Source organism: Candidatus Omnitrophota bacterium, assembly GCA_003598025.1.
Taxonomy (GTDB): Bacteria; Omnitrophota; Gorgyraeia; order Gygaellales; family Profunditerraquicolaceae; genus Profunditerraquicola.
This window is the reverse complement of the sequence record QZKH01000005.1, coordinates 44629-71396: the sequence shown is the minus strand read 5'-3', so window position 1 is coordinate 71396 and position 26768 is coordinate 44629. Positions and strand designations below refer to the sequence as shown.

Here is a 26768-nt window from a genome sequence, read left to right as displayed (position 1 = left end):
TCTCCCTAATAAAGGTAGAAGAAATCGGGGGGTATATCCCTGTGTTACAATTTAAAACTTCTATATTAATATCAGATAAAGTGACAACTTCTCTGGCTGGCTGGCCATCCCCGGAGATAAAAGCTATACCCAAAGACAAATCTCCTTCATAGTTTATTAATTCATGACGATACCCGCTCATCAAACGGTTGAAACTATCAAACACTACCTCTCTTGCCTCTAACCCGCAAATATAATAGAGTTGTTTCACTTTACCTCGATTCAATTCCGCGAAACGGAAGAAATTATCTTCTCCGAACAAGTCGTTATCTCTGCCTACCGAGGAATACGTTAATAATGGATAAAATGGCTCAAGAGCCGATTTGAGCATAGCATGGCGATGTGATGCTGCTGTTTTATTAGGCTTATATTTACCTTCGCCGTAACCGGTAAAAGTAACAGCATCTAATCTATAAACAGATATTGCCTGTAAGGCTGCACACAAATGCGACCAGTGGGGAGGATCTGCAGTAACACAAAAAACACCGACCTTATTTCGTGAACCATAATCTAAAGGGTTAAAAGAGCCGTTTTCAGCCAACTTTTGTATACTGATAAGGGCATTGTTAACCTCTTCCTTTGCAATAGATAGTCTGGATCTTCCATCCGAATCTGGCGCCAAAGATACCGACTGAGAAAAATCATGCTCTGCCAAATTTCTTATATAATCGATAAGTCGTGAATTAAAAATACTTGGTGGCACATCGATACCAGGCAAGCAAGGTTTAATCACAGGCTTTACATCGGTAATCATACGACAGACAACCTCTCTTATTCTCCGGTCATAATTCAATAATTCCATTGTAAAGGCTACTGCTTGCAATTCAGTAAATCCTCTATAAGCATGCCCTATAAAATCATGATGCCCTATAAGGCGGCCGTACTCAACAGGAGTAAACCTAGAAAGTATTATTGGATGCATATAAATGGTTTTTGTAGAGTGATTATACGCCATAGTAGGTGACCTATCTTGGCCGGAGGGGATATCACAAGTAACAATAATCTCAACATCCAACGGCGGCCCATCTATATAATGTGACACAAAGCCGATTATCTGATTCAATTTTTCCCAATTTCCTAAAGAAGCTGGTGCGGGCGGCAAAGTTTCATTAAAAATAAAATTATTTCTGCCGATAATTGTCAACCTTCCCAGCCTTAATTTCGGAGTTTGAGCAATATCGGCAGGAGTATACAGGATATTATCAGGTGCCATAAAATTAACGTGTTTGGGCACAGAGTGACTCATCCTGTATCTTTGTATTGCAGGTTTTACCTGGTCTTTGGTTAAGTCAGCTAATCTATTCAGCGCGATATTCATTTCATGGTGCGCACAGATAGGCGCACATCTCGTAGAAATTGCTCCGCCATTAATGTATTCAAAGAAACGCGTACGCTCTTTGCTTTCCAAAATTGACATAAGACCTTGGGAGACGAGATTTCCTATTTCAAATCCTGGTGTACCAGCCCATTCAACACACGGATACACTGTTCCATCAGGCCAAATCACAATAATCCATGGGCATGCTAAACATTTATTATATGGTTTAGTAGAAGCGCTGGCCAAATCTAAAAATTTCTTCCTGGGATAAATAACCTGTATTGATGAACCTTCATTTCGAAGGAATGGTATTATGTTATCTTCAATAATCGTTAACGCCAATTGCAACGTCCTTGCAGAAACCTGCTCATCATGGTACATAAAACGTATGAATTCTTCAGCAAAATCACTCCCGAAATTATCTGTTAAATGGTTCACTATTTCTGCAATCCGTGATTCATCATACTGCTTGCTGCTCTCATAATTACCTACTGGCCTGATTTGCAGGCTATAAAACCCTCTGGCCCCACCACATTTTCTGGCAATGTCAATTTCTACCTGCCTTAATCGCTTAGCTAAATTAAACATATCATTTACATTCAAGACATTCACCACAAAACCTATGCTGATATCTGCCGCTGAACGATGTTGTAGTTTTTGCATAGCTAAAGATTGCGCATTAACAAGCGTTTCTTCAAAATCAGCTACTCCAACAGTTAATTCTTCAACTTCTTCACTACCCGCATTTAAACTTATCCTTATATAGGTTGGATCAATATTCAAGAGTTCATTTATAAAACTGTCATTTAACCTTGTCCCGTTAGTATTTAAAGATACATTTATCCCTAATTCCTTGCAATACCTCATAGCAGATGCCAAATGCGGGTATATAGTTGGCTCTCCACCCCCAGTAAATATTATGCCTTTGATGCCGACTCTACTACACTCTGTTATTACTTTGCGCATTAAGTCCTGATCCATGGTCTGTTGTTTTATTTTTAGGGCAGAGACATCAGCAACCGGCCTCCGATCATCTCTTCTTGTGCTACCCTTGGCTCCTCCATAGCAACAAAAATAACACCTATGGTTACATTTCAAAGTAGGCATGAGGTGCGCCGTAATTGGTCTTACTCCTTGGAAATCTCCTTTAATTAATCTGTTTAGCCTATCAGTATGGTACATCCATTTAAAAGGCGCCAGCGCCCCATAATTATCTCCAAAGCTATCACTGTTATTGGATACAGGGCTAGATATACCTCTGCCTGTATTAACCAAATGGCTAGTATAATACGATAATGGCTTTGCCATATTAATCTTGACTCGAGAAACTATCTTTTCTAGTGGACTGCTTGCTGATTCATCCCTAATTATATCTTTGCCATCATTTACATGTCCGGATACAAATCTGAATTTCCTCTCACCCATCCCCTGGAACAACCCTGAAGTAAATACAATATGCTCCATAGCATCGCTTGCGGTCGTAAGACGGATCTCAGTTGCCTTACGTTTCTCCAATTGCATAAGCATATCAACAAATAAGGCTCTTCCTATCCCGCGGCCTTCTGATTTTTCATCAACTACTATATGAGGGATAACCCAGGCATTAGCGTCAAGTTTTCCATAAGCATACCCATTTACGCCATCTTTATCCCGGTAAACTCTGAGAATATACAACTCCCCGTGAGATACTTGCCATTCAACATCCTGTATTGAAAGTGTTTCTTCTTCGGGAATATATCCGAGCCTCTCAAGCCTTGCGCTCAACTTCATTATCGCCTCAGCATCGCTCTTTACCGCATCCCCTATTAAAGAGAGTGCTGTTCCATTGGCATTGATATCTTTACCGTAAATAGTAATAGTTTTGGTTTCACCATCCTTGCCTAAAGGAGAGCTCCCTGTTTTTGACCCGGATGAATCACGGGGGTTGCCTCTAACAAGAGCTTCTTTAACCAGCCATAAAGAGCCCTCATCTAATTCTCCCTCTTCAACTTTGCAAGAATTCAGACATATAGTTTTCTCGGCATTAATCATCTGCGGCGAAAGATGCGCTAATTCTCCACGCTGGCCTAATTCCAGCATTTTTTGGGCATTACTGTCGGTATTTTCTCCGGCAAGATACATCTGCCATGCTTTCTGAAAACCAACAGCCATACTTTCTGGGATAATTGGAGTTTTAGCCCTTGGATATTTAAGCGCGAAACCTTTCAGATAATAGGAATGATGAGAAAAATCTATCATCCCTACAGGGACATTAAATACAATGAGAATTTTTCCTTTACGAAAACGAAAGACTTTACCGAAGCGATGGCTTTCAGAAGTAAGCGTAAATTCACCAGGGAGAGCATAAAATCCGAATTCGATGATACTAAGTATTTTTTCTAACGTAGCAGAGTGATAAAGGGTTATTTCACCCACATCAAGAAACCAACCGGATGCTATCTCTTTAAGCTTTTCCTCTGATAACTTTGATTGATGCTCAATGTCGCTAAGGATACCCTTGATTTCATCCCCATCTGTTATAGTCGCGCTATACCCAAAGCCGACTTCTTGGGCGAGACCGGCCTGGATGAATGATTTAAGGACCCTATTCACAATTCTTACGGAATTTGTTTTTTTCTGGGGTTTTTGACTTACAAAAGCATCCTGAATTTGAGAAAATTCAATAATATTGCCGCGGTTCTTTAGTGAATAAAGGGTATCAAATACAACTGCGTAATCATCAGTTTCAATTTTAAAACTCAAGTCGCCATCTCTTGCCAGCGGAGAACTTGCGGCAGCAAGCGGAACCCAACGAGTGCCTATGCGCAACAATGCTGGCGCCAGGGGCGAGGAAACGCGGGGAGCAACCTCCGGATTAGTTTCAAGAGCTTCTCCTATATCCCTGGGCTTAAAAATCCACGCCTTCACATAAAATGCGCTTCCAATTCCAAATCTGATAAGATCAGAATCGTAAAGGTACCACCATTCTCCTGATTTTTCTGTTTCACACAGCCTTTGCAATGTATTGACCACACTATCATCGATTAAGGTAAGCACAGGGCTAACAATACTGAGAGGCTGTATATTTCCCGGGCTATACCTTAAATTAGTTTCAGCAAACGAATCGGAAAAATAAATGCATCCGTGCTTATCTACCCACCGCATCAAATCTTGCACGTGTTTCTGATGAAGCTGAGATTCAAATTTTGCTTTTCTGACCCTAAACTGTTCTGAAAGGACAAAAGAATCTGCAGAGCCTAATCCAAATTTCTCTTCAATCATGCTTACAATATATGCATCGAGTAACTTGGCAGGCTGTGTCGCAACAAGGGAAGAAACAACATAAGAGGCACCAGCGGCCTTTGCACAAGACACCTCAAACGCTTCCGGTGGTTCACTAAGAAGACGCAGAATTTGATGCTGGATTACCTGGAGGTTCCTTTCGCGCGCGATTATATCGTCCACAAGCATCGCCATAGCCCCTATCACTCCGCTTAAATCCATTATTCTAATCTCGATTTTTGCCTGATCCAGCGATACGCCGCTTCGCCTCAGATGCTTATCAAGCCTCCCCAGCGTCCGCTGGATAGTGTTTTCATCCAAATCTACAATGATAAGCTTATCAAATTGTCTATAAAGATCAGCTAACACCTCTATGGTATACTCATGGGCATTACCCAACCCCAAAAGCAGCGCATTTCCTTTTAACCCTTTGGCGCCTTCGCGGATGAAAGCGCTGCTTGAGAGAACATGTTCCTGATCAAGGAGGTTAACGTCATACTGGCGCGGATCATTAATATGGCTTAATAAATCAATAAATCTGCTGTTTACGGGCGAGCTGGCGCCGTTAGAAAAAATAGAACCATCCCCTTTATTATAAAATAATGCTACTGGAGAAGATAACAAACGCTTCACTTTAGCATCAAGCCGCAGCTGTTCAATCTCTTCAACTGGGAAATTATTAATATCACAACGTATCATATCAAGCACCCATTGCTTGCTATTAGGATATATTGATAGAGTGCGCTCCGCCTGCGCCGTAAAAGAACCATCCGCGTCAAATTCTCCCGGGGGGAAGCCTTTCTTTTTCCATCGTCTCCATAAAGTGGTAAATTCCTTTGCTAACCTTGCGCTATTTACCCTTTCCGCATCTTCCAGATGATTAAATCTATCCCTAACCTTTTCATAACAAACCTGCATTTCAGCAAAAAGACATTCTCTTGCCTTCGAATCAACCGGCATGTTGTATATTTGTTGGCATAAGCCTGTGACTATACCCCTTGCTTCCTGCCGATATGAATTATCGATCTCGCCTAAAGAAAATACGGCCAACATTAACCTATGAATTATTTTACGCACATCTCCATTTTTTATCTCCTCATCTACCTGCTCTAAGGCCCTCTCTACAACCCAGTATCTATACACCGGATCATCATTAAACTTGTCAAATAAATTATCCCCATATATAGTAACTCCTCGTCTTAATACCCAAGCCCGCTGTAAAGGGTTGCCCTGAAGATGTTTTAAACCCACGCACCAGAGGTCTATCTTATTGATACTTTCGAGTGAAGCGCCTAACGAAAATGCTAGCTTCGGGGCAGTTTCTTCTTTTGCCTGTTTAAAAGCAATGTTATTGTGGGGCATAGCCACATCCGTCGGTTCCTCAACTACCACATAAATATCAATATCATCCGGTTGAGGAGACCAAAGGAAACTGTCGCGTACTACTATGGATTTTAATTTTGTCCCGGCTGGCAAACGAGAAATCAATTCTCTTTCAATATAATCCGTGAGTTTCATTTGCTTGGTTTTAGTCTCCACGCGCGCATTATAAATCAACTGGACTCTTTCGGTTATCGTCTTCTTTCGCCCTGCCCATTGCAGGATTTGATAATTATAGCTTTGCTTTGCCTTTAGTATTAAAAACGGATCCGAAGATAGAATCACTCCCAAGAAAACCGTACCAACAGCTAATAACACTAAACCTGAAATCGCAACATTATTTAATATAAGGTAGGAAAAAAAACAGACAAAACCGGGAGAGGTCGCTAACACTGTAGCAAAAGTGGACTGATGGAACCGGCTAACCCCTTGTATTTTGTATCTTATATACCAATGTGTAGTAAAAAGTACAACATTAACCAGAATCAGCGCAAATAGATAATGCGTTAATGCCTCCGAGTAGCTACTCCATAAAGAAACAAAATCGAGATTATTCCATATAAAGTTCCACAACAAAAAGAAAGGCAGCATAAATATCATGCCGAAAAGATAACCTATTTTCATTAGTGAAATCTGAATATTACTATCCTCTTTCTTAAGCGTAGTAACGATTAGGCGCCCGATAACCTGCTGGATACTAAGTGAAAGACAACTTAACAAAATTAGTATGGTGCCCACGTTCTTAAATGAATTAAACAAGCTAAATAGGGATATTCCAGAAGGCGAATTAATCTCGGGCTCAATAATCACAAAGAGCACGCTAGCTACAACCAGCATAGCCCCCGAAGCTTTTGATAAACCTATCCTCTCTTTTAGAAATAAGTTACACAAGATTATGGTGAAAATAAGCATAAGCTGGGAAATAACGCTTGCGCTTATTGGCGAGATTAATTTTAAGCCGACAAAATAACAGATAGGGGTTACTACGCATAACAAAAGAGAATTTAAGATGATTGCGAGCTTCCAGCGTCGGCTATCCAATCTTTGCCAAGAATATTTTTCAGGGAATGCCTTTTGCAGCATTCCTCTGTTTTCTTTTCCAAATAAAGCGAACATAACTGAAACCAATAGATATGCAAAAGGATAGAAGAAAATCAAATAAATCTCAGGTGGTGCCTGTGTTACCAGAATTTTTCCGAAGACCGTTCCTAATGCTCCAAAAATTACCCCTACAAAAGCTAGCAAAAACGGATTCGATTCAATAAAATTAAGTTTTGGTTTCAGTTCCCGAATAACTTGGGTCTCAACTTTATCTTCACGCACCGGCGAGCTGGTGGTTCGACGCGCTTTCGTTTGTTGTTCGCCTAGCTCACCGTCCTTCGAACCAATGTTTCTAAGTAAAACGTATTTGCTTAATGCGATTCTTCTCTTAATGAGGCTGCCCTTATCAATTCTGTCTAGAACCTTCTGCACCGACTCAAAAAACCATCCTCGCGGAAAAATAACTGTATGAAACACATAATAATTCTGATCGACTATTTCATAGGGGGATACATTCTCTTCTAATTCCTTTGACAATTGTTCTTCGGTAAACCAAACTCGATGCGACTTTGAAAAACCGGTCTCATCAAGAGATCTTCGCGGGATTGCCCCGAACAAAATCTTCAAGAATTTTAAACATCTGGATCCGGGAGATTGTATAGGTGTTTCAATTAATACATATCCACCCTTGTTTATTATTCGTTTTATTTCAGAATACAGCTGGCGTCTTTCTGATTCATCCAAGTGTTCGATCATATGCATACACACAACTGCATCTGCTGAGTTGCATTCGATAGGCAAATAAGAGGCATTCGCACAAATTAATTTACCCGTTGGAGTTTGTTTTTTTGCACGGAGCAACCTACTTAGTTTCAAGTCAATCCCTACGTAAGAAATCCCGCTATCTGCCGATAATAAAGACCCGAGTTTGCCTTTACCGCAACCTAAATCAATAACTCTGCTGCCAAAAGATAATCTTGCCGCTAATACCCCAGCGTATACCTCTGTCCTTGAGTATCTCTTTTTAGAGATAGGGGCTCCTTGTTCTTGTGCGTTGACGCCTGTAGGCGAGCGAAACGAATCCCGATAAAGACCCTCTAAATACGTGTGATCCTCCGCACAGCGATTCCTGTCCACAAGAGTGTACCGTCCATACGGTGCATGATACCCGGCAACATCGATCTCCTTGATAGAGCTTTCGATTTCTTCTGTCCACTCATCTAAATATGCCCACCAGATATTACCGAATATCCCAAACATTCGTTGCGTAGGTTCAAATACAAGATCAAGGTCAGAAGTCCTCTTTAACTTTCCATTGGCAAAGCTTCCCACGATATATATCTTCACTAAATCCAGCTGCCCTGCTTTTTGCTCTTCTCTTTTGATAATGGCGATTACCTGTTCTAATGAACGCTGCAATCTTCTAATCTTTCTTCTGAGCAGAAAAAACATAGGCCCTACCGGCGAGCCCGCCTCATTCGCCAGCTTTGCTGGCGAAACGGGCGAGGCTTCGCCCCGAGATGTTTCTCCGAGGGGCGAGCTGGCGCCATCGAAAGAAATAGAACCGTTCCCTTTATATACTTCTGCGTATTCTGTATTCGGCAATCGTGATGAACTTGGTGAAGCATAGAAATTCTTTCCAAGGATAGGAGAACTTGAGGTAATTCTTTGGTGGCGAGATAATACACTTAAATCAACTTCAATCTCTTTGCTAGCTTGTAATCTAATCGCCCGGCCGAGAGCGCGGAGTTCTAACAAATGTGCAGGTGGGCCACGCAAGCGAGTAGCAACTACGCCTTTGGGCAGCTTTCCTATACTCTCACCAACAAAATACGCATACCCTTGTGTTTCAGCAATCTTAGAGAGGAAAGCAAGATCAACCTCAGTATCACCGGCGCCAACCCGGAAGATTCGTGCTTCCGTTGGAAAGCGAGAAGTTACAGCCGCCAACACATCCTCTTTTAATAAGGTTTGGAATGATAAAAACGTCGGCCCCAAGAACATATGTCCGCTGGAGATTAATTGAGGCGGTAACAAATCCTTAGCTCGTGCTTGTATTTCACGCATAAGATCAATATTTTGTAACGAGCGGCTTGATTGAAGTTCTGGGGATTTGTTCAACTCAAGCACCATAGAACAGGTACGCACAGCACGCTTATCTTGTATCTGCCCTGCCTCAACCCGCACGTGACCAATTTCCGCCGGATAAAAACCGGCGAACCTTAAAAGAAGAGTCGCTACTTGCTCAAAATTTTCTGCGTCATAAATTGCCTGCGATATTCCTTTATCGTGTAGCGATAATTTCTTAGAGGCTTTTTCAATAAAAGCTATTGAAAAAGCCTTTGCTAATTTACCTGCATCGCCAGCGCTAATCGCTTTTCCGCAGAAACGCTCTGAACGAATTCCATCGTGCCAACTAATCTCATAGTTGCCATTCATAACAAAATAAACTAAATGATTTAAGAGCTCCGGTCGGGCTAAAGTATTGGCGAATTCTTCAAGGGGCTCAATGACATTATGAATACTGTTTTCAAATGTACCTCCGGTGATAATATAAATATAAGCACCTTTAATTAAGAGTTCAAATATCGCTCTCAACATATCTTCCGTGATGAAACTATTATTATCAGTCACTACGCCGTCTTTATCCATAAAGAACATTACGTGTGAATAACTACGTAACAACGCGCCCGCCTTCTGCACAGGAGAACTCGATGAATTCTTTACGGACAAAGGCACAGCTTGAGCTTTAGGAATTAATAACTCTTCAACCAAGTCTACCACCGGCTTTTGCTTCAGCATTTTGCTATGCATACTCTTTCCGTCAACGGATTGTAAGTTAATCACAACCGGCGCGCGGGTCAGGCCGTTCTCATATAAACGCAAGAACTCCCTTTTGCTAGGAGAATCCTCTAAGTTAAAAGGGGCATGCGAATCATTCTCATCCCTGATAATAATATGCTTACCAATGCTTACAGCAAAAGTATCACAGGCCTCTTCGTTAAATAATGCCTGTTGGATAAACCAGCTCGGATCTGTAGTCTTGGCTAATTCCGGGCTGCCTTTGATACCGAATATCCCTCCAAATAACTCATCAATATGCAACACGCCTTGTTTCAAACCTGAACCAGCTCCCAGCGCTTTGGCAGAACCGCCTAAAATAGGAGCAATCTCTATAACCGCATCTTCCTTAAATAACTTTCTGCCGGGATTCCGGTTAAGCACTGCGTCCCTGACTATGGTAGTGCCGCAAGAGTATGCGATGATGATTAAGCCACCGGGTATTGACGGCGCGCGGCGCACATTCAAAACCTCCCCGGAGAATCTCCGGGATACCGCTTCCAATGGCAGGCTATCGTCATAATCAAATCCCGCGAGATTAAACGTATCCTTGAAGCGTTCAACAAAAAGCTCAAAGCAAGAACAATCACTACCCAGTCCGCCGTGAATAAAGAGAACGGTCTGCCGTTGCGCGGAAAATTCATTAAACAGGCGTAAGCTGCCCGGCATTTTCTGCGCCTTCTCCTGCGCAAGATGTTCTGCTCTTCTGCCGCCTAGAAATGCGGCTGTAACCGAAGCTACTGCAGCAGTCACAAAGAATGCTCTGCGGGAAATACTTAGCCTCCCATCCAACGGAGATAAAGTGGCATCCGAAGACACTTCTGTGGTCAATGACAAAAACGGTCCTGGCTTCAGGGGGCTGGAGGAGGTAGTAGAAACTGGGGCATCTCCTTCCAGGTCTTCTAAGCTTACCCTTAAAAACGCCAGAGCTTCATCTTCCGACTCAAAATTAATCCTTACCGGGTCAGGCATATCTTCTATAGTTGCAGAAATATCTCTCAACATAGACAAGAGTATTACTAACCCTTTTTCTTTCATCTCTTCATTACGCATGCCTCCGCCAACACGATATTCACCTGGAGCCAGAATATTTTGTTCAAGAGGTAAAGCATCAAAAACACGCTTCACTTGAGCAAAAGTCTTCTGATAATAAGCCTGTAATACTTCTGAAGCAGGCCTAAGCGGCCGAGCAGATGTATCCTGTATCAGCCGGATATAATAGCTAAAGGCATCTTTTATCATAAAAGCAAATTCAGCCGAAGGGTATTCTCCTCTTCCCTTAAAATTCTGCCATTTCTTCATAGAGGTTTTATATTCATCTTGCACAGCCCTGACCTGGTCATCCCTGCCGACTAAGTCGCTTAAAAGCGTATCATACGAACGGCCAGCGACAACTCTTATTCTTCTGACTTCCACAGGGTATCCATATGCGTCGCCAGACACGTCAAAAATAATATTATACGGTATCTGCCGCATCACTCCCTGAAGTTGATGCCCGGTTACATAATGGGTTACTATGCCCCTGCATGTCCTTAGAAGTTTATCCCCGATAGTATTATTTTCTGAATCTACCAAGTTAAATAGAGCCGCATGCAACCCATCCATGGGTCCGTCGAATGAAGCGACTAACTGAATCAACTCATTATTTACTCTTGCGTACTCCGTTTGCCCCAAGTCATTTCCCCACTGGTCTAGATTAGCAAACAGAGAGGTAAACAAAGATTCCAGATCATCAAATACCCTCTTGCTCCTAGTTAATGTTGCCTGGTCTCCGGAAAATCTTGGAGATAAATCTTCAACTATCCATGCCCTAAGCGCCCTGATCATCTCATGTATGACTCTAAACTGAGGTATTATAAAATCCCTCTTTGCTTTTATAATACCCATCAAACCGCACACCGCTTCATCTATCAACTCATTGATACGCGGTAAATTTTCTACAAACTCTTCTAACTTTGCTCCAAGCAAATAAGGGGATGCATAGCCTGTAGCAATACCATTTATAACAGACTCTGCCTCTTCCAGGGCAGAGGTCTGCCTACCTCTGGATTCCCGCTCTTGATCTTCAACTTCCGGAGAAAAATGCCACCCTTGTAACTGCCTTAAAAAATCAATCTCACTCCTTAAATTCCTTATAGCCCTCTCAAAAGAGTTCATTCTCTGAAGTCCTACCAACAGCTCGCCATGCTTGGTAAGTGCATCCTGCCAATCCTCCTGCGATGAAAATTCCAGAAGTGTATTCCTTGTATGATCCTGCAGCCTGGCGAATTCTTCGATAAAGCCTATTGGCACTTCTTCATGGGTACCCTCTATCTGACCCACTATATCACTGTTTAATCTCGAGAGTTCTATAAGGAAAGTGTTGTTTGCATCCCGGAAGCCGCTAATCTGTTCACATATCTGGCCTGCGTTAAGAACTGTTTCCTGAAAAACCGGATAGCTGAGATAATCCGGATGCTTGTTATTCAACAAATCCTGCGCATGCACGCGTAATTCCAGCAAGTTTTCTCTTAATGCCTCTACCCAGGCAAGGCTATATTGCCTAAGGATAGCCTCTGCATCTTTGATATTCCTGGCTATTTCTTCTACAGCCTCTGCGGTAACACGCCTGGCTACTGCTGCGTTAGCTATATCAAGCTTTCCTCTTAATACGCGCATCCTGGATGCATAACCGCTTCTGCCGTCTCTGCCCAGTCGGTTCATTGTCAGCGAACTTAATACCGATGATTTATTTACCGACGGGCTGCCTGCAATTAACGGCGCCGCTTCCCGATGAAACCTAGAGTAACTATCCTCAATAGAGGCAAATGCTTCTCTAAGGGGGACAAGCTTACCCGGGAACATATTCTCAAACCAACCGGACAACCTCTCTAAATTATCCTTTAGCGCGGCAATCCTTTCAGCATCCGAAGATAGGAAATATTTTGCATCAGCGACGCTGTATTTATCCGGCTCTTTTGCTGTTTCTCTGTCCTGCACCGCTTCAATTTCTGCAATAACCGCATTATCTTCTATACTTTTGATAGCTACTCCCAACCAAGCCATCTTAGGCGTATTAATCCTGGCAGCTAATCTTTCGCAAGACAATCCATCTTTCAAGGCTACGGTATTAACCTGGGTTTTAATTTCATCTAAAGCCAAATCCAGATACAAAGCTATCTCTCCGATATTTTTATCATCTGCAGTAACAAACGCCCTGATTATGAGAACATCCGCTAAATCCGGATTGATGCCAGCCCAAAGCTGAGAAAATATTCTTTCAGCCTGATTCGACATATATGCATCGGACCTAGAGACAACATACCCTCTTAAGTCTTCTGCATAAGCCTCTATATCGGCATATGGCCTTAAGGCTAAACTTAAAGCCCCCTCTTTAAAATCTTTCTCGACCTTACGATAAAAAGATATTCTCTGCTTTAACCTTTCTATTGAATCGTTTAAGCCTTGCCACCTCCGCCTTTCTGCGTCCTGGGTATCTGCGGAATTTAATTGGGGTAATTGCTTACTTTGAGCATGCACCTGGCTCAAAACATTAATATTGGATTCGAGTTGCGCTATATTTCTTTCTTCAAGTGTCATTCTGTCTAATGCAACTATCGCCCTGCTTACTACGTCAAAAGCAGAATCATAGAAAGAAATGGAATGCGAATTATCGCCATTACTTGCGATACCCGGATGTTCTGATTCAACTTTAAGGGCCTTAACGGCATAACTTAGGCTTGCGACCGCATAATTCAACGTTATAACCTGGCTCTCTTTCCAGACCCTAAGCGGGTTATGCTGATAACTTCTCTGCAACCTGAAATAATAATCCGTCAATAATTTTGAAACTGCCGATAGCCCTGAAAGAGAGCGGGGTATTTGGCCTGGGTCCTGCGCCCGATTACGCTCATAATCCCTTACGTTTAATTCAAAGTAATTAGCAGCATCCCTGAGCAATCTTTTTGCTTCCTCCAGGTAAGCTAATGCCCTGTCCCAATCCCTTAGCCGCAGCCTCTCTTTAAAAGGCTCAAGTTGCCTGCGTGCCCTCTCAAGCAAAACATAACCAATACCGGAGTTTGTCCTTCTATCAGCAGGATCATCGGTAACTAATCTGCGGAATATCTCCAGAGCCTGATCATACTCTCCAACATGGAAAAGAACTGTTGCATGGTCACATAATAAAGCCCTGTTTTGCGGCCTGACAATTAAAGCAGCGGTAATTAGCGCGGCTACCTGTTCGTAATCTGTTCTTCTTAAGTCCGATTCTGCTCTGTCCCTTCTGTGAGCTACGATATCCAATACCTTTTGAGCAGTGTAAAGTATTGAGAAATACATTTCCTGCTCCTCTTCTGCGCATTTCATTACTGCTTCGCTCAACTCTATAAGGGCCTGTCCGGGCAATTCAAGGATAAAATCTTTACCGTTCCGCCTGACAAAAGCGCTTATATCCTGGCGACTCTCTAATAGAGTGATAAACCTGAAGGCTATATCATTAAGCTCGTCGAAATCTTCGGAAGAATACGCATTCAGCTCTTTCCTCTGTATATCGCTTATCCTGCCCTTCAATTCTCCGTATTCTCTGCTATCCTTAATAGGTGAAGAAGATGTGCCTTCATCGGAATCCGATAAAATATACTCCTGGTAAAATGCTCTGATATCCCTTAACAAAACAGCTTCTTTTGAGGTGTGTGAAGATTTTTTAGCTTCATTCAAAAAATCATTCAAGATTAAAAGCGCATTTCTTGTAGGCACAAGGTTAAGCCTGCGCATAACTGTTACGCTTTTTGCTGCCCTGGATAAATGTAATGTTGCGCCGGCAGAACGTTTCGTTAACTCTCCTCTATGGTTTAACAGATCAATTACCCCGCTTATACCGATAGTTGAAATAACAGGGTCCTGGTTAATTCCAACCGGCCGTATGATTATACGTTTAATCGTAAGATCAACAGTCTTATCAAACAACTCCATCAACGTTTGGTATTCTCCAAGATAATGAAGCTGGTATTGCCTTAATTGCTCGACTAAAACATCTATCTTACAGTTAGGCACAATTATGTCATGCGCAAAGAAATCCAAGTCTCCATTTTCAGTATAATCACCTGTCAAGGCCCTAATAACTGCTCCTCCGGTTATGCCGATAATATCCAATAACTTTTTGCCATCAAAGATAATACCTGCCGATGCAGACAAAAATCTGGCCAAAGGATCAATATTCGGCAAACTGGCGGTGTTTAAACGTAATACACCGTCTTTATCCAGATATAAATGTAATTCCTTAAGCCTGCTATTTAAACTGGCGGCTTCATCATGCTCAATGAGAGGCGAAGAACTAACGCTAACACCTCTTTTCTGGCCTTGTTCAAACTGATAGATTAAAAATCCCAAAAACTCATGCACGTCTCTCCTGCGCCTTAATATTTGCGAATGAGAATACCTGGCCCACATGGCAGCTATATTCCTGGCAACTTCACTTTCTAGTTCTCCGTACCGCTCTTGGGACAACAAACCAAAGTACCTTCCCCATTTATCCTGGGCTTCAATTAACGGATACTTTCCAGAATACATTGCTTCTGTAAAATCCAGGCGCGCTACGGCCAAAGCACGAAGAAACGCCTCTGATGAACCAAAGGCAACATCTCTAAAATAGAGCTTGCCTTCCGCATCAAAATCCACAGCCTTAAGCCCGCTACGTAAAGCCTCTAAATCCTGCATATCAAATCCATCTAATTCCCCTTTTAATAATTCGTTACGCACAAGCGCTTTTATGGCTTGTAATCTTGCTCTTTCGTTATTCACGAAACAATATACCACCGCCGATATCCGGTCATCAAAATTACTTGCCAGCTGGAATATCTCCACTCCTCCCCTTTCCTGCGGAGTGAGCGTTTCAAAAGCATCGAAACAATATGCCACTCCTTTGCCTTCCGAAACCAACGACCTTAATAATGGGTGGCTATTAACCATATCTATTGCTCCCTGCACATCAGGCATTTCTGCCAAAGGTATAGCCTGATAATTCATAAACCCGTCATCAAGATATAGCCTGCCATCCGGACCTAAGACGATACCATGGCTAATACGCATTGGCACGTCATCTACATGTTCCTGTACATACCCTAAAGGGTCATCTCTTTCATCAGTATAGACCAGTTTATAGTCGATAGATTGTGCGCTCCATAAAGAAGTATCGTTGCAATTAGCCTCGGATGGGAATTCAAATAACGGTATCTTCCGTGGCCTGATTGTCAAACCGTTAGTAAGTTGAATTTTAGTTGCATGGGTGTCAACTTCTTCAGTTAAAAGGCCTTGTGTAATCAAAAAATTCATCAGTTCCGAGAAAGTATGGTCATAGGCTAAATCAATTGCCTGCATCCCGACATTTCCCTGGCCCCATTCAAGAACCAGGGCATCTAAGAAATTAACGATATACTGCGTAGTCACACCGGCTTCTTTATGGGCTCTATCCCAACTAAAGTCCATCTGTATATCTATATCCTTCTTGGCGCTAAGTATATTGTTTACCTCTCTTAATATACTTCTTGCCCTATCTAAGTTTCTGGCGAATGAGGTATTAGTCAAGAACCATACCCTCTTAAAACCATCCAGGCTGACCATATGCCTTAATATTTCAAAAAGAAAATCGGGATTAACAAAGGTTTCCCCGATACACCATGCGTAAGATTCAATCCCTGCTGCGTCTGCGTTATCAAGTGTCTGGATAAATCTATCGCGATTATTGATTAGATGCGTACAAAGCACCCTTTTCTGCAAACAAGGTTCACATTTTAAATTGCATGTCCCCGGGCCAAGAAACAATACTTTAGGTTCGTATACTTTTTGGCGAAGCGGAGGCAAATTCGCTATAATTGCTTTTTCTTCCTCCGGCATTTGCCAACCATCCTGTAGGGGCGAGCTTGATTCTCCTCTGGTGATCCCATGTTCTTTCACGCATGGCAAACCATGCATTTCGGCTTTCTTAAAAACCAAGAATAATTCACCTGTTACAAAATCAACTTCAGCATAGTATACAGGCATCTCTAGAGGAGCGCGGGAATACAGGTATTCATTAGGAAGTATAGGTATCTCTGGATCAAAGAACTCGCCGCTCATGAAGCTTATTTCTAAATCAAAAACCCAGTTTTTACGAGTGCTCAATAATCTATGGTATCCTCTTGCCTGTAACACTGTCGTAACATTTAGTGCTGAAAACAATGCTTTTCTGTTTCCGTGTTGCCTCATTATCCTTTTCAGATACCTGCTTAATACATACGCAATACGATCGAGGTGCTCATAAAATCGCTGTTGGTCGATGTTCCGGCGGATTAATGCTTGGTATATTTTATAGGAATTTTCAGAGAATGTTTGCCACTGGAAACAAATTTCTGCTACTTCTAATATATGCTGGGCAAGTTTCTCCCTTTCGAGGGTATCCGGCACTTCCCATAATCTATCTGCCGTGCTTAGGATAATGCGCTCATCCGCTACGTCTTCTTTTAGAATCTCTTCTAATTCCGGGCCGATGAATCTTTCAAATATATCGAGCTCCTGCATTACTCTTTGTCGCTGCTGCATGGAACGAAAGGCAAGGTGCCGAAGGAATAACGGAGAACTGCTGCCTTTTTTGTACCTGAGCTGATCTGATCTTCTTGCCCCATCATAAACATTCAGAAGCCTGCGGCAAAGCTGCTCGGCGGCGCGTACGGCTTTGGCCTGTCTTATATAACCCGGGCTGGTAAAAATCATTACTAATTTGCTATTTGCAGCCAGTTCAAATATCTTATCCATTAATGTCCGATATTTTTCAATAGGACTGTCAAAAATATCAAGGTCGACACTTGTAATAGCTTCTTGTGGCCGGCAGCGATAATCAAAAATATTGCCCTGCCATCTAAAACCGGTTTCAGGAAAGAGTGCATTACCACCGTCGTATAGATAAGAAAACTTCATAGCTGGAAAAATTTTTCTTAAGGCTCGGACGTAATTTCCTACGGATAAATGCCCTGGCATGCCGACATTTGTTAAGTTTGCAAAAGAAAGATGTGCTCGGTAAGAAGAATTATTATTGAGCATACGGGTATTTACATTCCCGTTATCGTCATGCCCCCAGGAATCAATATGCAGGAAATGTTCCTTGCCGGTAATAAACCCATCCTGAAATGCCTTAACCGTAAAAAGATATGCACCATGGTGATGGGTGCCTAAATAAAATCTTTTCTCTTGCCCGGTTACCAGGGCGTATGCATAATCCGAGAGCTCGGCTATACTGCCATCAACCTGCACTTCACAGCGCGCATTTGGAAAAACACTATCCAGCGACTTAGCAGAATATCTTCCCAAGCGTATTCCCTCGCCATAGTGAAGTTTCCTTACAGTATAACTATGCCTGGCTAATCGCTCAGATCCTACCGGCGAACTGGATTTATCATCTTTAGCAGCGCTATCTGCTGAAGTTGTGTTTCGGTCAATCTCTCTTTCTAACAACTCCCTAACCTTGCTTCTTAGGCCTTCAGCCGGAGTATCTTTAGCATTAGTTAAAGTTGTCAATGCCAACCCAGGCATAATTTGCAATCTCCTGGCGAATGCATGAAGAGTCTGAATCACTTTAACTATGTCTTGGCAGTTATATATCCCCCTGCTTCCTTTAATAGTCTTTAAATTCATAAGAAAGGCGCATAGCATAGGGATTGTCTGCATTTGTTCCAATGTAAGTACGCCTGCTGCCAGATGACGGGCTTCCGCTACTGCATCGTGCTTACTATCAAGGGTTATCCTGAATCTTATTGCATCGATCGGTTTACCTGGCTCCCAATCATACATTAAAATAATCCTGCCGTCCTCTAATTCATCAATTAACCCGAGTTTTTTATAATACTGAAATTCTATTTCTTCTTCCTCTTCACAAGACAAAGGCGAAGATGCGCTATTCTTATAATCCTGGATTCTTTCCGCAGCAGCGTTAATTAATGAGTCGAATCTTTTAATCCCTGCCTCTAATTCACTTTTTATTCGCGGGTTAGACTCCGCATCTCGGCTATAGGTTTGCCTTATATCATCCCGTAATTCCTTAATAAGCCCCATCTCCGTCTGGTAGGCCCTGATTTCGTTTAGCGCAATCGTCGGCAATTCACCTTCCAGCTCGGTTCTGGCGACATGCCCGGCCATTTCATGGAAAACCGTCGCTGAAGTTAACTCGGCCTCAGCGAAAATATCTTTATCAAAGATGGTTAAATATATTTCTTTCCCTTCCGCTGTTTCAACCCTTAGGGTAATACCGTATTGATTGCTTATTCCCCTTTCTCCTGTAGCATTGCCCAGATTAAGCAAGCCATTGTAAAAACCACTCATATTGGAGCTTATAAAAAGTGCGATTCTTTTTTCTCTGCGAAGCCTGTTTAATGTATCAACGATATCCTGCGAGGCGTATTTGAATAGAGAATCCATGCAAACGTTAAATTTAACGAATGCATCTTCGTTTTCATGCAGCTGGATACCGTAACGTTCGACTAAATCCATCAGGTCAGGTTTCTCTGTTTCCTGAACAGAACTTTCATGATAGGAAGAAATCTCAGCAGCTTCTTTAGAAATATTTCCGCAATCGAAATTTACTGTAATAAGTAATGCGGTCAATAGAATTATACTGCGCCAGGAAACGGGTGAACTTGAATTTCTGCTTTGATTTACGCCTGAATTTTGCTCTACCTTGATTCTTTCTGTATTGAAATCGTTTATCTTATTGCTGATAGCTACGCATAGATATAATGCGGCCAGCACAATAATTGCCCGTGTTATCATCCTGAACGCGAATTTTGATTCAGGCATCTCTTCGTCGTTCATCTGAATATCTTTTATGCTGAAATAAGAAAAACTTGGTACTAAAGCAAGGAAAACGCCGATTATTTGAGAAACACCTTGATTGCCAACTGCCAAATATATTCCTGAAGAAAATATTAAAGAGTGGATTATTAAATTAATGTCTAATTTTAACGGAGAGCTTGTTTGTACGGCAGGTATAAATTGTCCAAGTGGCGGCCCATGGTGCAAAACCGAAATAAGGAAATTATCTAGGCCATTAGCTGCTAAAGATGATTTATTGTCTCCGATCAATGGTTCAACGATTAAACGCTTCAACGGAACTATAAAATCTCCAGGGGGCACTTCTCTGGTCAGTGGCAGAAACGGTCTCTGAGGGGCAAGAGAAACGGACCTGGGAATTATTGGGCTGCTGGTTACATTTTCCTTGCTTCCGTTCTTATTCCTCTTAATCCCCTCCTTATATGCTTCCCATAACAAATAAGGCGACCATTCGCACCTAAGATTTTCTAAATCCAAGAGATCATAATAATAAAATGTATATTCAGTATATGCACAAACAAACCCTGAATCATCTTGACGATAATCAGTAGAGCTATCCTCAAATAAAACTACTCCTCCGATTTCTCCCCAACGATATGGTCCATTGTTTCTCCAACAATCTGTTATATAAGTACGTGGCGGATTATTCATAGTGAATTCTATTAACTCCTCGGAAGGTTCATCAACTGCCTCTTCCTCTAGACTGGTAACAGCAATATACTCTGGAATAACAATAGCAGTCTCATTCAAATTAATACTCCAACGTCCATTATCAAGTTTGCTAAATCCGAGCCTCTGGTACATAGTACTCACTAAATTGTTTCTAGGCCCAATCCTATATTCTCCGGTCAACTCCTGCGAACCTGCCTGCTTTATTCTGTTAATCACATAACCCATAAATGCTTCTTCTAATGTCAAACCAATAGCCCTACAACTTAAGCAGAATTCGAGTATCTCGGGCTTGCCGCTTCCTACATAAACAATAATTAAACCTACTATTCCAGCTGAGCCGAATCTATCCGAATACTCCAAGCTGAAAACATTATAGTCATCAGTATGCATCACCTTATCTCTTATTTCACACTCATTATACCTACGAAAAGTAAGATTAAATTGATTGGTTCTTTGTGATAACTGGGCCAGGCGTAAGGTATGATTCAAATTCGCTTTGCCTTCCCTGATTACTATCTTCATCCCCAACGAAAGGTAATAATCTTCTAAAGAAATACTTTGTACTCTCGAAGCTAATCTTAATCTATGCTCCGAGTACATCTCAGTCCTTCTTGAATCCTCAGCTGTTAACGGCTCCTGCTCGGAAAATCCTAAACTTAACAAAAAATTTCCCCAGTCTTTAACTTTATCGGGCAAGTCCGGAGTAAAAACCTCTGGGCAATGCATTCTTACTAATACCCTTTCGCGCAAAGAATCATCCAGAAATACTAAATTCTCTGTGCCTATATTTAACTCCTGGGCGATCTCTCTCAAATTCTCAGCCTTGTCCTGCCAATTTGCTTTTACTACAGCAAAATGTTCTCTCCTTAGGATCATGCTTGGGTGATTATCTAATACGCTGCCTATATCTTCGGGATTATTCTTACTATTTATCGCTAACAAAATTCCTCTATTTTTTAACTCCATAACTTTTCTCTGAAAATCCTGATGTGATGCAGTTACCTGAATACCTGTTAAGCCGTCTTCTCCAACAATCCCCGCCCAAAGTAACCCATCGCAATCAAGAACAAGACATTTATATAATTGGTCTCTTCTCGGCCCATCTTTTGTTGTTCCCAAGCCTAAACGATTAAACTCGATATCTAAAGAAGAATCTTCCAATTCATTCAGCCTTAAGATTTCTCGCATAGTATCCGATACATCTCCATCAAACAAATCCAGCAATTTTAGACTTATTGTTAAAGGCATAATTCCGCGCCTAAACCTTGGAATAGTTATCAAGAAATTTTGGACAGTTTCATCCGGTCCATAATCTGTACCTATCGGGAAGTATTGAACGTCTCCGAATTCATATCCACCATTTGTATTCGTTCTGCGATATTCCCTGGCTTCTTCTAAACGTTCTACCAAATCCAAACAAGTTGCATACATATAGATATTTTCTAAGGCTACTGAAACATTTTCTACTATACGGCATAATAACCTGCCTTCCAACTGAAGCACTTGGTCTAAATCATCTAAACACGAAGCTAGCTTACCATTACTTATTAAAATCATTCCTGACATAAAAGCTTCATCAGAATAGCCTCGTTTTTTTATATTGCGACCCAACAAAGCAACTGTGAAAGCGGATTTTAAAACGCGCCTAAACTGCGTTGCATTTTCAGCTGTACCCCGAGAAATTAAATTCTTTATTATCAATATAGCGGGGCGTAAAACCAAATCTAAAGCAACAGCATTTCTCAATTCTTCAGTTAAAAAAGGTATCCATTCTATATTATCGTAAATCAATTCAACTAAATCACCGATATCTTGGGCCAGGACATTTCTCTTTTGTGATCCTTCAAGAAATACCGTTGATAAAATTCCTCTGACAGTATCTCGTATGTAGCCTAAATCAACCAGCCCGATATTCCTACCAGCTTTACACACATGAATAAATTCATCTAAATTGTCTATAAAATAAGCGTAGGGCTCCTTACTGTTATTTCTATCTGATGAAGATACCTGAATATGACTATTGCCATGCAACATGCGACGGAGAACATCACTAATCAAGATTTGAAAATCACAGGATTCCTCCTGGCTCGGATTAAACGGCGGGGCAACACTTGCTAAGGATAAATTTATAGCTATGCCCTCTTCAATCTCTTCAGCAAGATAGTTCAAATTGGCATCAAAGAAAACAATGCTTTTTGAATCTTGATTTGAAAAACCTAAGTCACTAAAAGCACGCTCAATGTACCTTTGAAGATTCACGATGTTATCCTCGTATATATTTTGAGTCTTTTCACACACTGAAATCACAGCCGGATAGTACCTCAATGGAGAACTGGTAGCTCTATTCAGATAATTAACACCCTTGCTAGGTTCAAAGCTAGAAAGCGGACTGCTGGAAATCATGCCTCCTATCAATATCGGAAGAGTTACCTGAAGGCCCTTTTCAATGACTTGCTCAAGATCTGCAAATGCCTCATGTCCCGTTTTTGCTAATTCAACAGCAATTGCTTGCCAAATCGCTCTTTCTCGTAAAGCTACTATTTTTGTTACTTCTTCCCAGTTCTCAGGTGTATTAAAAGATTCCCAGGCACTTTCCCCTTCAACCTTTTTAATTCTATCTTCATAAAACCATCTTAAAAAATTGTCTCTTAGCGAGGCCTCAAAAACATCTACGGCTATCCTACGTTTTCCAAGGATCAAATCGTGTGTTTTGGTAAAATCTACAATGTCATCTATTCCATCTTCAGCAAAACCTAATTCGATAAATAATTTGCCTCTGGCTACCATCCACGGATCTTCTGTATCTCCTCCTATTTCTACACTCATTTCTTTTATCATTCTCTCAGATATACCCCAAGCGTAATAACTTGCCATATGTTTAGTATCATACCCGAGCATCCTACTGATCGCTATGCCCCTTAACAAACCCCTTGCGATAAATTCCTTTCCCAAATTTCCCGCACCATTAAAATAACAGTAATGGATAGACACACCGGTAGGTTCTATGGCAAAACTATAACCGCCTATTCTCGTATCTGAATAAAGAAACTCTACATCTACTAAATAGTAATCGCGTTGCCTCAATCTTTCTATTCCCCATTTTTCTCCGATAAAATAGCTATAGATTGTTCTCCCTTCCTGTTGACAATATTCCATTTCATCGCCACGATGCTCTATATCTTGGCTATCTCCCAAAACTGAAATATGCGCTGGCTTCTCTAAAACAATCTCTTGAAGATTTGCTGTCCAAAATTCAGCAAGAGTGCTTTCATTACCATAAGCACCGGAGGCATGCTGAGTAAAGCCTAAATTTGGATACAAGTCTCTAACAGAAAGGTTTCTTTCTGTTTTTATATATATACCTCTTAGGCTTTTCTGTCCACTTTCTTTCAGGCGGCCGACAACATTACTTAAAAACGCTCTCTCAACCCCTAGATCAAGAGATCTACAGCTCAAACAGAATGTATCAATATACCCATTATGAACAATAATTAAACCTACCAGGTCTTTAAACCCTTTCTTATCTAAATACCTATCAGAATATTCAAGAGAAAATACTCGGTACGCGGGATTAGTAATCATCACCCTAATTTGACTATCGCTATATCTTCTATTAGTTAAATTGAAACGATTTGTTTTATGAGTAAGCTGAGATAACCTCTGAAGATAAGGCAAATTACCCAATCCTTCATATATCCTTATATTTATACCTAATGACATCAAGTATTCTTCCAGATTACGCGCCTGCACCCTGGCATCCTCTCTTTGTCTTTGCGCAGCATAAAGTTCAGTCCTTATCCTATCTTCGTTAGTAAGCGCCTGGGTAGGGGTTAGATTTAATTCCCTTAATATATTCACCCATTCTGCAACATCTTCAGTAAGCTCAGGAGTAACTACTTGCGGGCATAGACTTCTTACCAAGCCGCGTTCTTGAGGACTATCGTCAAAAAATACCAAACTGTCAATCCCGATACCTAATTCCTCGGCTATTGCTCTTAAATTTGTAGCCTTATCTTGCCAATTAGCTTTTATATTTACAAAATCCTTCCTTCTTAAAACCATATCCTGATGATTATCTAAAACGGCCTCTACGTCGTTGGCGTCGTTTTTACTATTGATGGCGAGTAGCATTCCGCTCTCTTTCAATTCAAGTATTTTCCTCTGAAAAGCCTGATGGGCTGGGGTTACTTTTACACCATAAATACCGTCTTCATCTATCGTCCCACTCCATAATACACCGTCGCAATCCAACACGATACATTTCGGCAAAACCGCAAACCCTGCTACATAATCAGTAAATTTATCTATACTATCCAGCTTCATTCTTAAATTAGGATCATTTCTAATGCTTTGAGCAAAATCAGTAACAAAGCCACCTAATTGTTCTCGGGAATGGAAAAATTGGCTATAGACCGAGAATGCTGTTCTCTGGATAGAAAGCTCATAGCAAGATCCTGAATCTAGCCTAGTACCAAAATCTCGACAATAATGCTCCCAATCTCCGATTTTCTCCCTCTGAAGAAATAATGGAAAAAATACAAATTCTATTAGTAGAACATCTACGAATCTCTCAGGATCCTGTAAAGCATTGGCAATCTCCGATAAGCTCAACATTAAAGCATTATCTAAACAGTTAATCCGCTCTGTAAAATACGACCTTATCCTGGTTATAGATTGCACTAATCTATTATCTTCCTGCAACATATTAAAACCAAATACGCCAAGTACTTCGGTTATCATCCTATCTAATTCTTCGGGTTTTATCCGCTTATCTGTATCCCATAATAGGCCTGTCCAATTATCATCTATATAATCAACGCCCTCCACTGGCCCCATTAATATGCTGCCATTAACAATATGAGATCCTCGTTCTTGTATCGGAAAAACCGGGAATAATCCGATTGCTTCTTGGGATAAACGCATTAGCAATAATTTATTTAACCAATCCCCAACAGCCAATACTTCTCTACGAGTTCTGAGTATCGTTATGCTAACTTCCAGGTAATCTAAATTATTTGGTGATTGTAACCACCCCAAAGTATCAATTTCACCCTCTCCCCAATCTAAACCAATAAGATAACCAAACTCGGTTCTTAAGACAGACATTAGAAACTGGCTGGCCTGCAAAGGGTTGACATTGAACAAATTTATAGTCTCCATCCTAAGATTATCAAAACCTGTACTAGTAAAATATAGGATATCGGGTAGCTTAGGAGCGTACGGCGGGGTAATATTAAATAAACTAATGATTTCTTCATCTTTATCCACAAATAATGGTTGTAATAGTATTTCCCTTGTTTCAGAATCGTACTCTGCAATCACTCTGCGCCTCTCAATAATAGAAGTCTCCGGGGTAATCAATATTTCCGCAGGAGGAGCATTTGGCCTATACACAAGCATATCCCGCAATCTTTGCTTTAATATCGCTTCCCCTTCTATGCTTAAATCGCCCCTTTCTATAACTTCAAGATAAGCTTCTCCAGAAATAAATGTAACTTTAACCTTGGCAGGATTAAATTTATTGTATTTATCCACCGGACGTATTGTAACTGGATAATAATAAAATCTACTGTTTGGCATGCTGCCCGCATTTGAATTATTATCTAGAGGGCTGCTGGCTGTATTATGGTTAGAGCTATTGGAAGTTTTGATTTCTAAACCGAAATTATCGCTTTCGCTGTATAAAGCCGATAGGCTTAAGCCTGAATTATTTATAGCCCTGGCTGCTTGCGCTGAAAAAACCACACTTAGCTTATTCTTACGCGCAGAGAAATCCAGCCTGCAAAGAGGGTCTTTGGAAAACTTAAAAGTTTTCTTTTGTTTCCTTCCGAAAGTATTAGTAATTGTCAGAGTTTTATCAGCCGAATTCCAATCCATCTCAAAAGACCTGATCTCAGTTGACTTTGTTTTGTTTCTCAACTGAACTTCTTTTGCAATTTTTATTGTCCAGTCGTTTTCATTAGACCATACATCCATCTGCTGAAAACCGGCTGCGTTGTAATTCATTAGCGCTGCGCACGGGCCTGACTGGTCTAAAACCGCTATTTCAAACCAACAATTATCTATAAGCCCAAACACAATTTTGGCTACTTTCGTGGCTATCCTTCTTCTCTCTTCTTCCTTATTTATTATGGTAGGCGGCGGTTCCGGGTTCTGCACTTCTCCACTTGGTTCCTCCATGGGTTCTTCTTCCTGCCTGCTGACAACAATAGCAGGCTTAGAAGATAAAGATGGAGCTATTGCCCTGGCTATCCTTATTACCCTATCCCATCCGGGTATCGGAGAACTCGCTCCTTGGCGCCTTCTTATCTCTGAATACCTCCTGGCTAATCTTCCTATCTCATCGCCGACTTCCTGGCTTAACGAGTTTATCAGGCTTATA

General features: G+C 41.3%; 1 protein-coding gene (running past both ends of the window). It reads right to left on the bottom strand.

On the bottom strand, positions 1–26768 hold part of the coding region annotated (locus C4533_05260) for an HAD-IIIC family phosphatase (protein ID RJP28364.1) (this coding region is incomplete at its 5' end). Its footprint runs off both ends of the window (4604 nt to the left, 44628 nt to the right); 26768 of 76000 annotated nt are visible.